Here is a 12953-nt window from a genome sequence, read left to right as displayed (position 1 = left end):
CTTGGCATGCACAGGCGATGAAGGACGTGATACGCTGCGATAAGCCGTGGGGAGCTGCGAATGAGCTTTGATCCATGGATCTCCGAATGGGGGAACCCACCTTAAATGCTTGGAAAATTTAAGTCGTGCGATTGTACGGCTTAGGTTTCCAAGCATTGTTTAAAGGTATCTTCACCTGAATACATAGGGTGTAAGAAGCGAACGCAGGGAACTGAAACATCTAAGTACCTGCAGGAAAGGACATCAACCGAGACTCCGCAAGTAGTGGCGAGCGAACGCGGACCAGGCCAGTGGCAATGAGGAATAAAGTGGAACGATCTGGAAAGGTCGGCCGTAGCGGGTGATAGCCCCTTACACGTAGAACACTCATTGTCCTTGAGTAAGGCGGGACACGTGAAATCCTGTCTGAACATGGGGAGACCACTCTCCAAGCCTAAGTACTCGTGCATGACCGATAGCGAACAAGTACCGTGAGGGAAAGGTGAAAAGCACCCCGACAAGGGGAGTGAAATAGAACCTGAAACCGGATGCCTACAAACAGTTGGAGCCCGCAAGGGTGACAGCGTACCTTTTGTATAATGGGTCAACGACTTAGTGTGACGAGCAAGCTTAAGCCGATAGGTGAAGGCGCAGCGAAAGCGAGTCTGAACAGGGCGTTCAGTTCGTCGCATTAGACCCGAAACCGAGTGATCTAGCCATGAGCAGGTTGAAGGTTGGGTAACACCAACTGGAGGACCGAACCCGCATCTGTTGCAATAGATTGGGATGACTTGTGGCTAGGGGTGAAAGGCCAATCAAACTCGGAAATAGCTGGTTCTCCGCGAAATCTATTTAGGTAGAGCGTCGACCGAATACCCTCGGGGGTAGAGCACTGGATGGGCTATGGGGACTCACCGTCTTACTGATCCTAACCAAACTCCGAATACCGAGGAGTACTAGTCGGCAGACACACGGCGGGTGCTAACGTCCGTCGTGAAAAGGGCAACAACCCTGACCTCCAGCTAAGGTCCCCAAGTCATGGCTAAGTGGGAAAGGATGTGAGGATCCCAAAACAACCAGGATGTTGGCTTAGAAGCAGCCATCATTTAAAGAAAGCGTAACAGCTCACTGGTCTAAATAAGGGTCTTTGCGCCGAAAATGTAACGGGGCTAAAGCCATGCACCGAAGCTGAGGATTCCTCTTTGAGGAGTGGTAGCGGAGCGTTCCGTAAGCCTGCGAAGGGATACCCGTGAGGGGTCCTGGAGGTATCGGAAGTGCGAATGTTGACATGAGTAACGATAAAGAGGGTGAGAGACCCTCTCGCCGAAAGACCAAGGGTTCCTGCTTAAAGTTAATCTGAGCAGGGTTAGCCGGCCCCTAAGACGAGGCGGACACGCGTAGTCGATGGGAACCACGTTAATATTCGTGGGCCTGGTGGTAGTGACGGATCGCTTAACTTGTCTGGACTTATTGGATTGTCCGGGCGGGGACGCGGTTCCAGGAAATAGCTCCATCATTATAGACCGTACCCGAAACCGACACAGGTGGTCAGGTAGAGTATACCAAGGCGCTTGAGAGAACTATGCTGAAGGAACTCGGCAAATTGCACGCGTAACTTCGGAAGAAGCGTGACCCCAATGGACGCAAGTCTTTTGGGGTGGCACAGACCAGGGGGTAGCGACTGTTTATCAAAAACACAGGGCTCTGCGAAGTCGCAAGACGACGTATAGGGTCTGACGCCTGCCCGGTGCTGGAAGGTTAAGAGGAGGGGTGCAAGCTCTGAATCGAAGCCCCAGTAAACGGCGGCCGTAACTATAACGGTCCTAAGGTAGCGAAATTCCTTGTCGGGTAAGTTCCGACCTGCACGAATGGCGTAACGACTTCCCCGCTGTCTCCAGCATAGACTCAGTGAAATTGAATTCCCCGTGAAGATGCGGGGTTCCTGCGGTCAGACGGAAAGACCCCGTGCACCTTTACTATAGCTTTACACTGGCATTCGTGTCGGCATGTGTAGGATAGGTGGTAGGCTTTGAAGCAGGGACGCCAGTTCTTGTGGAGCCATCCTTGAAATACCACCCTTATCGTCATGGATGTCTAACCGCGGTCCGTCATCCGGATCCGGGACAGTGTATGGTGGGTAGTTTGACTGGGGCGGTCGCCTCCGAAAGAGTAACGGAGGCGCGCGATGGTGGGCTCAGAGCGGTCGGAAATCGCTCGTCGAGTGCAATGGCATAAGCCCGCCTGACTGCGAGACTGACAAGTCGAGCAGAGACGAAAGTCGGTCATAGTGATCCGGTGGTCCCGCGTGGAAGGGCCATCGCTCAACGGATAAAAGGTACGCCGGGGATAACAGGCTGATGACCCCCAAGAGTCCATATCGACGGGGTTGTTTGGCACCTCGATGTCGGCTCATCGCATCCTGGGGCTGGAGCAGGTCCCAAGGGTTTGGCTGTTCGCCAATTAAAGCGGTACGTGAGCTGGGTTCAGAACGTCGTGAGACAGTTCGGTCCCTATCTGCCGTGGGTGTAGGAATATTGACAGGATCTGTCCCTAGTACGAGAGGACCGGGATGGACATATCTCTGGTGGACCTGTTGTCCTGCCAAGGGCATAGCAGGGTAGCTATATATGGAATGGATAACCGCTGAAGGCATCTAAGCGGGAAACCAACCTGAAAACGAGTATTCCCTTGAGAACCGTGGAAGACGACCACGTTGATAGGCTGGGTGTGGAAGTGCGGCAACGCATGAAGCTTACCAGTACTAATCGTTCGATCGGCTTGATCGTTCCCATTGCTCATGCTCATCAAACGAAGTTTGATGATGCTATATACGTCCTCACGCGCCAAAGGCGCTGCGGACGGCGCGCCGGACTTCCGGCGGCTCGGCTCTGCCGGCTGCTGGAATTATCCGGATAAGACGCAAGACGTGTTCAAATCAAAGAGATGGCCTCCCATCTCACCAGCTTCTCATTCGGTTTGCGCCCTTCGGGCGCAAATCTTGCGCTTTGCCGACCTGGTGGTTCTGGCGGGGTGGCTGCACCCGTTCCCATTCCGAACACGGCCGTGAAACGCCCCAGCGCCGATGGTACTTCGTCTTAAGACGCGGGAGAGTAGGTCGCTGCCAGGTCTGCAAAACGCAAGAAATACCGGAAATCTTCTCGACACAAACCACTTCGGCCCTGCCGAACACGGGCCGCCCTCAAGCGGCCCTTTTGTTTTGCTAGACTGAAAATAACAAGTGCGTCCCTTACACGAGACAAATCGCTTCGCAATTTGCTCGGCAGAGACCATAAATCCCTTCGGGATTTACGTTACCGCGATAAATCCCATAGGGATTTACGCTGACCGGATAAACCGCTAAGCGGTTTACCTAGAGGACGCGGGGTGGAGCAGCCCGGTAGCTCGTCAGGCTCATAACCTGAAGGCCGCAGGTTCAAATCCTGCCCCCGCAACCAAACCACAACAAAAGCCCGCAGGACAGAAATGTCCGCGGGCTTTTTGCGTTTGGGCGCCGATCTGACAACATCAGCACGGCGCCGCGATGGGCGAGAGGACAACCCCGTTTAAATGTAGACGTCGGCGGCCCCCGCCGTTTGGCGACCCTACGCCGAAAGCCAGGTGCTGGTCTCCTCGAGGATTTCGTTCGACAGATCCGGATCGTCGGTCACTCGGGCCAGGATCAGGGCGCCAACCATGGCAGACCAGGTACCGATCGCGGCGCGGCGTCTATGCTCTTCATCCGGTCCGGGCGCGACTTTGCTGAGGCGCTCGAATTGCCGCCTGAGACCCGCTGTCATTTCGGCGCGCGCTTCCGCTGGTTGACGGATGACTTCCGATGCCAGAGCGGCGACCGGACAGCCATGGCCGAAATCGTCTCGATGTTCCGGCGAAAGATAACGGCTCGCGACAGTCGCCAGGTCCACGGACAGAGGTTCGCTTCCACCCTGCAGTTCGGCCAGCGTCTGGGCAATCAGATCGTCCTTGGATTTGAAATAGCCGTAGAAGCCGCCATGGGTGAGACCGGCCGACTTCATCACATCCGTCACTGTGACGGAATCGAAACCACGCTCCCGGAATAGCCGGCCGGCGGCCTCCAGAATGGTTCGCTTATTCTCTTCAACCTGCTGTCGGCTCACGCGCATCACCGTCTCCCAAATTTCCATTGACTTTATACATGATACCTATCATATATCAAAATACATGATGGTGATCATGTATAAATCAAAGGAGCACACCCGATGAGCAAGAAGCCTGCAGTCCTCGTAACCGGTGCTTCCACTGGCATCGGCGCCGTCTATGCGGAGCGATTTGCGCGCCGCGGTCACGATCTCATTCTCGTCGCCCGCAATGCCGTGCGCATGGCAGCGCTTGCCGAGCGCCTGCGGAGCGAAACCGGTGTCAATGTGGACGTCGTCCCCGCCGACCTGACGGACGAGCAGGATCTCGCCAAGGTCGAGCAGCGCCTCCACGAGGATGAGCGTATCGGTGTTCTGGTCAACAATGCCGGCACATCGATCCCGCGCGGCTTCCTTCAGCAAAAGAGTGAAGACATTTCGAAGCTGATCGCGCTCAACGTCACGGCCGTCACCAGGCTCGCGCATGCTGTGGCGCCTCGTTTTGCCGAGAAGGGGGACGGGGCGATCATCAACATCGCCTCGGTCGTTGGCCTTGCTCCGGAGATGGGCGCCACAGTCTATGGCGCGACGAAGGCCTTTGTGCTGTTCCTGTCGCAGGGCCTGAACGTCGAGCTGGCAGCCAAGGGCGTCTATGTGCAGGCGGTGCTGCCGGCTGCGACGCGCACCGAGATCTGGGATCATGCGGGCGTCGATGTCGAGACGCTTGCCGGTGTGATGGAGGTCGACGATCTCGTCGATGCCGCCCTGGTCGGTTTCGACCGGCGCGAGTTGGTCACGATCCCGCCGTTGCCGGACGCCGGCCAGTGGAACACGTTTGATGCGGCGCGCCAGGCAATGCTTCCGAATTTCGCACAGTCCGAACCGGCTGAGCGTTATCGCTCTGCTGCGTGATCAGGCGGCGGGGCTGGAAGCCGACGACCCTGGCTCCATCGACGATAGGAGAGCAAAGCACTGGCCAGGCGGCCCAGCGCTTTGCCTGCCTTGCCACCCGCCGCACCACCGTCGACCGTGACCGGGCGTTTGCCAAGCGCCCTCGGGCTGGTAGAGATTGAGGATCAAAGAATCGCTGCCCCAGCCACTTGCGTCTGCGGGCGGAAAATCCTCCTTAGAAACGACATTGACGGTGAGAGCGTAAACCGATGAAAAAATTCAACCTGGGAACATCCGATCTCTCCGTTTCATCCGCAGTTCTCGGCCTGATGCGGATCGCCGATCTCAGCGACGACGCCATTCGCCGTCTCTATGGCAAGGCGCGCGACGTCGGCATCAACGTCTTCGATCATGCCGATATCTATGGCGGTGAGCTGCATGCCTGCGAGCGTCGCTTCGGCGACGCACTCCAGCTGAAGCCGGCCGAGCGCGAACAGATCGTCGTCCAGAGCAAATGCGGAATCCGGCGCGGCTACTTCGATTTCTCCCGCGATCATATCCTCCAGTCGGTCGACCGGTCGCTCGCAGCACTGAAGACCGATTATCTCGATCTTCTGCTGCTGCATCGCCCGGATGCTCTGGTCGAGCCGGAGGAGGTGGCGGACGCCTTCGACAAGCTGCAGGCGGCCGGCAAGGTCAGGCATTTCGGCGTGTCCAACCATACGCCACGGCAGATCGATCTTTTGAAGACGGCCGTGCGCCAGCCGCTCGTTGCCAACCAGATCCAGCTCAGCATCGCGCATGCTCCGTCTGTTGCCTTCGGCATCGCTGCGAACATGGCGGGCCTGGAGCAGTCGATCGATCGCGACGGCGAGGTCGTGGTCTATTCGCGGATCAACCGCATGACGCTGCAGGCCTGGTCGCCGTTCCAGCAAGGCTTTTTCGGCGGGGTCTTCGTCGGCGACGAGACCAATTTCCCGCACCTCAACCGTGTGCTGGACGAACTCTCCGCCAAATACGCCGTTTCTTCTTCGGCCATCGCCTATGCCTGGATTGCCCGGCATCCGGCCAACATCCAGGTGGTCCTGGGAACGACGAGCCCTGAGCGTCTGGCAGACATCGCGCCCGGCGCCGACATCACCCTGTCACGCGAGGACTGGTATCGCCTTTTCACCGCCGCAGGGCACGTGCTCCCCTGACATCGATCTGCTGCCCAGGACATACGAAAAGGCCCGCTCGGATGTGAGCGGGCCTTTGGCTTTTTGGCGCAGCACACTACAGCGCCGCGCGTCTTATGAGACGCGCAAAGGGCGCTGTAGCACTTTGATTTGCTGCATGTCTTTGTCCCTAAATCGAGGTCGATTTAAGGAGACATGCAGTAGTGGATCAGGTGCGCGGCTTCAGGTTCTCGGGATCGTAGAGCGGCTTGTAGCCGATACCGACGACTTCGACCGGATAGGTCTCGGCGAAATACTCGACATTCAGCTTGCGGCCGACCTGGCAATGGGACCAGGGCAGATAGGCAAGCGCAATGTTCTTGCCGATCGTAGGCCCGAAAGCGATGGAGGTGGTGTAGGAACGGCGGCCGAGTTCGTCGATCAGAACCTTGCCGGTTTCCGGATCCATCACCGGCAGGTTGCCGACCGGGTAGCGCTTCACGCCGTTCCTGTCGGTGTTGTCAGTCATGACCAGCGTGCAGAGCATGGCGGGCTGGTGCTCGCGTGCCTTGTACTCCAGATGCTTTGCCTTGCCGCGGAAGTCCACGTCCTTGACCTTCGGACGGGCAAGGTCGGCCTCGATGAGGTTGTACTGGGTGAGAAGATCGGCGTTCTGCAGACGTAGGCTCTTTTCCATGCGGCGCGAGTTCGCATAGGTTTCGACGCCGAAGGCCATGACGCCGGTTGTGCGCAGCGCGTCCCAGACGGCGAGACCATCTTCGTACTTCATGTGCAGTTCCCAGCCCTGCTCGCCGACATAGGAAATGCGGAAGGCGGTGACCTTTTTGCCGGCGATCTCGATCGGCTTGATCGCGGCGAAGGGGAAGTTCTCGATGTCGAGGCCGGCCGGATCGGCAACCACCTTCTTCAGCGTTTCGCGGGCGTTGGGGCCCCAGATGCCGATGGTGATGAACTTCTCCGAAACGTCGGTAATCGTGACGTCGAGGCCGCGATCTTCGGCGACGCGGCGCATGTAATGGAAGTCGCGCGGCCCGGCGTCGGCGCCGTTCACGAGGCGGCAGCGGTCGGCCATGCGGAAGACGGTGAAGTCAGCCCGCACCATGCCCTCGTCATCGAGGAAGTGGGTGTAGATGCCCTTGCCGATATTGCCTTCGCCGCCGATCTTGGCGGCGCAAAGCCACTCGAGCAGTTCGACATGATCTGGGCCTTCGATATCGACCATATGGAAGTGCGAGAGGTTGACGATGCCGCAATCCTCGCTCATCGCCAGATGTTCGGCGTTGGAAACGCGCCAGAAGTGGCGGCTGTCCCACTCGTTCTCGCGCACCGGAACGCGGTCACCGTATTTTTCGAGCAGGTGCTCGTTGGCGGCGTAGCCGTGGGCGCGTTCCCAGCCGCCGAGCTCCATGAAGTAGCCGCCGAGCTCCTTCTCGCGCTCGTAGAAGGGCGAGCGCTTGACGTTGCGGCCGGTGGCATAGGGCTCGCGCGTGTGCACGGCCGGGAAGTAGATCTTCTGCGCCGCCTCGAAGCAGCGGCCCTCGATGAACTTCTCCTCGAGCTGGTGCGGATAGAAGCGGGAATAGTCGATCGAGGCATGATCGATCTCGGTGCGGCCGTCGGTCATCCAGTCAGCGATCAGCTTGCCGTAGCCGGGACCGTCCTTCACCCAGATGGCGACGCAGTACCAGAGGCCGCGCACCTTCTGGCTTTCGCCGCAGGAGGGGCCGCCGGCGGCCGATACCTGCAGCAGGCCGTTGAAGGAGTGGCTTTCGTTATAGCCGAGTTCGCCGAGGATCGGCGTCAGTTCCATGGCGCGCTCGAGCGGCTCGATGATCTGCTCCATCTCGAGGTCGCGCTGCGAGGGCGACAGGCGTGCCTCGTGCTTTTCGAGGATTTCGCGCGGATGGCAGAGGCGGGGATTGGTGGTCTCGTAATAGCCCCACTCGATCTGGCCGCCTTCGGTGGTCTTCGGGTCGCCGGTGTCGCGCATATAGGCCGAGTTGCCCTGGTCGCGCAGCAGCGGGAAGCCGATTTCCTTGCCGGTGCCTTCGAATTCGTTGTACGGGCCGAAGAAGGTGAGCGGATGGTCGACCGGCATGACCGGAAGGTCTTCGCCGACCATTTCGGCAATGAGGCGGCCCCAGATGCCGGCGCAGACGACGACGTGGTCGGCCATGATCGTGCCGCGATGGGTGACGACACCCTTGATGCGGCCGTTCTCGACGATGAGCGACTTTGCAGGCGTGTTGCCGAAGACCTGCAGTTTGCCGGACTTTTCTGCCGCATCGACCAGCTTGCCTGCAACCGTCTGCGAGCGCGGGATGACGAGGCCGGCATCCGGGTCGAACATGCCGCCCATGACCTGATCTTCCTCGATCAGCGGGAACATCTTCTTGATCTCGGCCGGCGAGACATAGTGCGCGCGGGTGCCGAAGGCCTTGGCGGAGGAAAGCTTGCGCTTGATCTCTTCCATCCAGACGTCGTCGCCGGTGCGGGCGACTTCCAGGCCGCCGATGCGGGCGTAGTGGCCCATCTTCTCGAAGAAGTCGATCGAATACTGCGTCGTCCAGACCGAGAGATAATCGTGGCTGGTCGTGTAGCAGAAGTCGGAGGCGTGTGCCGTCGAACCGATATCGGTGGGCACGCCGGATTTGTCGATACCGACGATATCATCCCAGCCGCGCTCGATCAGGTGATGCGCGATCGAGGCACCCACGATGCCACCCAGCCCGATGATTACGACCTTCGCCTTTTGCGGAAACTCTGCCATTGATTGCGACCCTAGTTGGATTGGATGCCGGATTTTAGGGCTTGATCCGCCATGACTAGAGCCTGTCTACGACATTATCATCAAACTGCACGACCAGAGCCGGGCAATCTGTGGATGGCGAAACGAGAGCTGTTGAGACGGTCATGCCACTGATTTCATGAGAAAAAGCGCCCGATAGCATCGAAGCGATTTTCCTTAGCATACCGAAGAAGCGGCCGCACTCGAATGCGTCATTGCGCAGGGCAGGAAATGTCGCCTTTACGGTTTCGCTATCCAGGCGATCCGCGAAAGTAGGTGCGCGGCATTCAAGGCGCTGCGCCGAAGAAGGCGAGGCGGGTGAAGAGCACGTAGTGCGATTCCGAAACCATGAGCGCCACGAGCACGAGCACCAGCAGGGGCGGCAGCAGGATCGCATAGATCAGCGCCAGCCGCTCCCAGGCCATGTGCATGAAGATCGCGACAATGAGCCCGGCCTTCAGCACCATGAAGATCAGGATCAGGGACCATCTGAGATAGCCCTGCAGCCCGAGATAGTCGACGAGATAGGAGAAGGTGCTGAGCACGAAGAGCAGCAGCCAGACGACCAGGTAGAGCCCGATCGGGTGTTGCTGGTGTTCATGCGCTGGCGCCTGCACCTGCGTCTGCGCTTGCGGTACCGTGCCGGTGTGTGCCGTCGTTTCTGCCATGGCCATGCCTCACCACAGATAGAAGAACGCGAAGATGAAGACCCAGACGAGGTCGACGAAGTGCCAGTAGAGGCCGGTGATCTCGACGATCTCGTATTGTCCCTTGCGGCTCGTGAAGAAGCCGCGCCTGCCGGTGTCGAAGTCGCCGCGCCAGACCTTGCGGGCGATGATCAGCAGGAAGATGACGCCGATGGTGACGTGCGTGCCGTGGAACCCGGTGATCATGAAGAAGGTCGAGCCGAACTGGGCCGCACCCCAGGGGTTGCCCCAGGGCCGCACACCCTCGGTGATCAGCTTTGTCCATTCGAAGGCCTGCATGCCGACGAAGGTGGCGCCGAAGAGGGCGGTCAGCAGCATGAGAAGCGCGGTCTTCCTGCGGTCCCGGCGATAGCCGAAGTTGACGGCCATCGCCATGGTTCCGCTGGAGGAGATCAGGACGAAGGTCATGATGGCGATGAGGATCAGCGGCACGTCGGTACCGCCGATGTGCAGCGCGAACACCTCGCTCGGATTGGGCCAGGGAACGGCGGTCGACATGCGCGCCGACATGTAGGCGATGAGGAAGCAGCCGAAGATGAAGGTGTCGCTGAGGAGAAAGATCCACATCATGGCCTTGCCCCAGGAGACGTTCTTGAACGCCCGCTGATCGGAGGCCCAGTCCGCGGCGAAGCCGGCAAGGCCCGTCGGGCGATGGAGTGGTTGTCTCACAGGCGAATGTGTCTCGGCGGACATGCCACGGCTCCTCAGGTCAAGAGTTGCCGGCAGAGCTCGACGAAATCATTGGCCCAGCCGGAAAAGAGCGCGAAAAGCACCAGCCAAACGGCCAGCATGAAATGCCAGTAGGTGGCGCAAAGCGTGATCGACAGCACGGCCTTTTCGCCCATCGGGCCGGTACGTGCCCTAACGATCACCCGGGTAAGCGCGAACAGGCCACCGAGGATGTGGAGGCCATGCATGCCAGATATCATGTAGAAAAAGCTGTTGGCCGGATTGTCGGCGAGCAGATAGCCGGCATCGCTGAGTTCGCGCCACGCGAAGACCTGGCCGGCGAGGAAGGCCAGCCCCGCGGCAAGGGCGGCGATCAGTGCCGTACGGCTCGTGTCGTCCTGGTGACGCTCGGCCGTCACCCGTGCCGCGTGGAGCAGCAGGCTGCCGAGCCCGAGGATGGCGGTGTTGAGCCAGAGGATTCGGGGCATCGGGGTCGACCACCAGTCGGTGGACGCCATGCGCATGAAATAGGCGCTCATGAAGAGGGAGAAGAGGGCTGCGACGACCGCGAGGAAGACGCCAAGGCCGATCTTCGCGGGCGGGATCGAAGGCCGATCGTGCGGGCGGGGGTCGTGGGCGTGGCCGACCTCCAGCCACGGTTTGGAGAAGAGCCGCTGCCGGCTGAGCCACCAGCCGGCGATCGTGAGGATCACCGCCAGGAAGATGAAGGCAATGTTCATGAGGCCCCCTCCGGCGCAAGGCCGATCGAGCCTGGCTGGTTCTGCGGAATGAAGTCTTCAGGCGCCCCGGGCACGCTGTAATCATAGGCCCAGCGATAGACGACCGGCAGTTCCTTGCCCCAATTGCCGTGACGCGGCGGCGTTTCCGGCGTCTGCCATTCGAGCGTCGTTGCCCGCCAGGGATTGCCGCCGGCCTCGCGGCCATGGCGGATGCTCCAGACGAGATTGAACAGGAAGACGATCTGCGCGGCGCCGACCACCAATGCCATGATGGTGATGAATTCGTTGAGCGTATGGGCCGAGGCCGGGACGAAGGCGGTGTCGCCCATTTCATAGTAGCGGCGGGGCACGCCGATCAGGCCGAGATAGTGCATCGGAAAGAAGATCAGATAGGCGCCGATGAAGGTGATCCAGAAATGCAGGTGCCCCATTGGGCCGTTGAGCATGCGGCCGGTGATTTTCGGGTACCAGTGATAGATCGCGCCGAAGATGACGAGGATCGGCGCCACGCCCATGACCATGTGGAAATGGGCGACGACAAACATCGTGTCGGAGAGCGGGACGTCGACGACGACATTGCCAAGGAACAGACCCGTCAATCCGCCATTGACGAAGGTGACGATGAAGGCGAGTGCAAAGAGCATCGGCAGCGTCAGGTGGATGTCACCGCGCCAAAGCGTCAGCACCCAGTTGTAGACCTTGATCGCCGTCGGCACGGCGATGATCAGGGTGGTCGTCGCGAAGAAGAAGCCGAAATAGGGGTTCATGCCGCTGACATACATGTGGTGCGCCCAGACGATGAAGGAGAGCGCGCCGATGATGACGATCGCCCAGACCATCATCCGGTAACCGAAGATGTTCTTGCGGGCATGTGTGCTGATGAGATCGGAGACGATGCCGAAGGCGGGGAGCGCGACGATGTAGACCTCCGGATGGCCGAAGAACCAGAAGAGGTGCTGGAACAGGATTGGGCTGCCGCCCCCGTGTTGCAGTTGCTCGCCCATCTCGACGATCGCCGGCATGAAGAAGCTGGTGCCGAGCACGCGGTCGAAGAGCATCATCACGCAGGCGACGAAGAGCGCGGGGAAGGCAAGCAGGGCCATGACCGTCGCGGTAAAGATGCCCCAGACGGTGAGCGGCATCCGCATCAACGTCATGCCGCGCGCGCGGCCCTGGAGCACGGTCACGACATAGTTGAGGCCACCCATGGTGAAGCCGATGATGAAGAGAATGAGGGACGAGAGCATCAGGATGATGCCCCAGTCCTTGCCGCCGGGCGTGCCCGCAAGTACCGCCTGTGGCGGATAGAGCGTCCAGCCGGCGCCGGTCGGTCCGCCGGGCGCGAAGAAGCTCGCGACGAGCACGAGCACGGCGAGCAGATAGAGCCAGTAGCTCAGCATGTTGGCATAGGGAAAGACCATGTCGCGCGCGCCGAGCATCAGCGGGATCAGATAGTTACCGAAGCCGCCGAGGAACAGCGCGGTCAGAAGGTAGATCACCATGATCATGCCGTGCATGGTGATGAACTGATAGTAGCGATCCGCGTCGATGAAGGCGAAGGCGCCGGGAAAGCCGAGCTGCAGCCGCATCAGCCACGACAGGACCAGCGCGACCATGCCGATGGCGATCGCGGTCGAGGCATATTGCACGGCGATGATCTTGGCATCCTGGCTGAAGACGTAGCGCGTCCACCAGCTATGGGGATGGTAGAGCTCGACATCCTCCACTTCCGCTGGGCCTATCGGCTCGCCCGTACCTGACCGGATGTCGACCATCTGCGAAACCTCCTGACACCGGATCATTTCGGTGAATGATCCAACGCTTTGAAACTACGCAATTCCGAAACGCCGAACGTCGGAATCGCTTTCGCTCACGTGCGGGATGCG

At 59.7% G+C, this 12953-nt stretch carries 8 protein-coding genes, 1 tRNA gene and 2 rRNA genes (1 of these 11 only partly in view); 5 read left to right on the top strand and 6 right to left on the bottom strand.

Translation table 11 applies throughout. The annotated features are described in order from the left end of the window. From QM996_RS13170 to QM996_RS13160, 3 genes are all read left to right on the top strand, one after another. Nucleotides 1–2765 (top strand): 23S ribosomal RNA (locus tag QM996_RS13170) (it extends 32 nt beyond the left edge of the window). Nucleotides 2766–2991: 226 nt separating this feature from the next. Then, a 5S ribosomal RNA gene (rrf, locus tag QM996_RS13165) occupies nucleotides 2992–3106 on the top strand. A 251-nt stretch (nucleotides 3107–3357) separates the two neighbouring features. Next, nucleotides 3358–3434: transfer RNA gene (locus QM996_RS13160), tRNA-Met, on the top strand. Nucleotides 3435–3581: 147 nt separating this feature from the next. Here the strand turns inward: QM996_RS13160 and QM996_RS13155 are convergent. Next, the gene (locus QM996_RS13155) at nucleotides 3582–4121 is read right to left on the bottom strand and encodes a TetR/AcrR family transcriptional regulator (RefSeq protein ID WP_500267868.1); all 540 of its coding nucleotides are present in this window, start codon (nucleotides 4119–4121) and stop codon (nucleotides 3582–3584) included. Nucleotides 4122–4217: 96 nt separating this feature from the next. Here QM996_RS13155 and QM996_RS13150 point away from each other — a divergent pair, with 96 nt between their 5' ends. Together QM996_RS13150 and QM996_RS13145 are read left to right on the top strand one after the other, a co-directional pair. Then, complete coding sequence (locus tag QM996_RS13150; protein ID WP_500267867.1) at nucleotides 4218–5006, top strand: SDR family NAD(P)-dependent oxidoreductase; 789 nt, start codon at nucleotides 4218–4220, stop codon at nucleotides 5004–5006. A 248-nt stretch (nucleotides 5007–5254) separates the two neighbouring features. Then, nucleotides 5255–6184 carry an aldo/keto reductase gene (locus tag QM996_RS13145; protein ID WP_500267866.1) on the top strand — a complete coding sequence of 310 codons (930 nt, stop codon included), beginning with the start codon at nucleotides 5255–5257 and terminating at the stop codon, nucleotides 6182–6184. 187 nt (nucleotides 6185–6371) lie between these two features. On the opposite strand, the gene QM996_RS13140 is transcribed toward QM996_RS13145, so the two are convergent. The 5 genes from QM996_RS13140 to ctaD all read right to left on the bottom strand — a co-directional run bounded on the left by QM996_RS13140 (nucleotide 6372) and on the right by ctaD (nucleotide 12842). Continuing rightward, entirely contained in the window at nucleotides 6372–8933 is a 2562-nt protein-coding gene (locus tag QM996_RS13140; protein WP_500267865.1) for a GcvT family protein, read from the bottom strand. A 305-nt stretch (nucleotides 8934–9238) separates the two neighbouring features. Continuing rightward, complete coding sequence (locus QM996_RS13135) at nucleotides 9239–9619, bottom strand: cytochrome C oxidase subunit IV family protein (protein ID WP_429820435.1); 381 nt, start codon at nucleotides 9617–9619, stop codon at nucleotides 9239–9241. 9 nt (nucleotides 9620–9628) lie between these two features. Then, on the bottom strand, nucleotides 9629–10351 hold the full coding sequence (locus tag QM996_RS13130; protein ID WP_500267864.1) for a heme-copper oxidase subunit III family protein: 723 nt from the start codon (nucleotides 10349–10351) through the stop codon (nucleotides 9629–9631). A gap of 11 nt (nucleotides 10352–10362) precedes the next feature. Then, complete coding sequence (locus tag QM996_RS13125) at nucleotides 10363–11067, bottom strand: cytochrome c oxidase subunit 3 family protein (RefSeq protein ID WP_500267863.1); 705 nt, start codon at nucleotides 11065–11067, stop codon at nucleotides 10363–10365. Next, the gene (gene ctaD / locus QM996_RS13120) at nucleotides 11064–12842 is read right to left on the bottom strand and encodes a heme-copper oxidase family protein (RefSeq protein ID WP_500267862.1); all 1779 of its coding nucleotides are present in this window, start codon (nucleotides 12840–12842) and stop codon (nucleotides 11064–11066) included. Before ctaD ends, QM996_RS13125 begins: the two co-directional genes overlap by 4 nt. Nucleotides 12843–12953 lie beyond the last annotated feature (111 nt).

It is taken from the genome of Sinorhizobium chiapasense, assembly GCF_045277575.1.
GTDB lineage: Bacteria > Pseudomonadota > Alphaproteobacteria > Rhizobiales > Rhizobiaceae > Ensifer > Ensifer chiapasense_A.
Note: the sequence above shows the minus strand (reverse complement) of the source record. Positions and strands in the feature narration are given on the sequence as shown.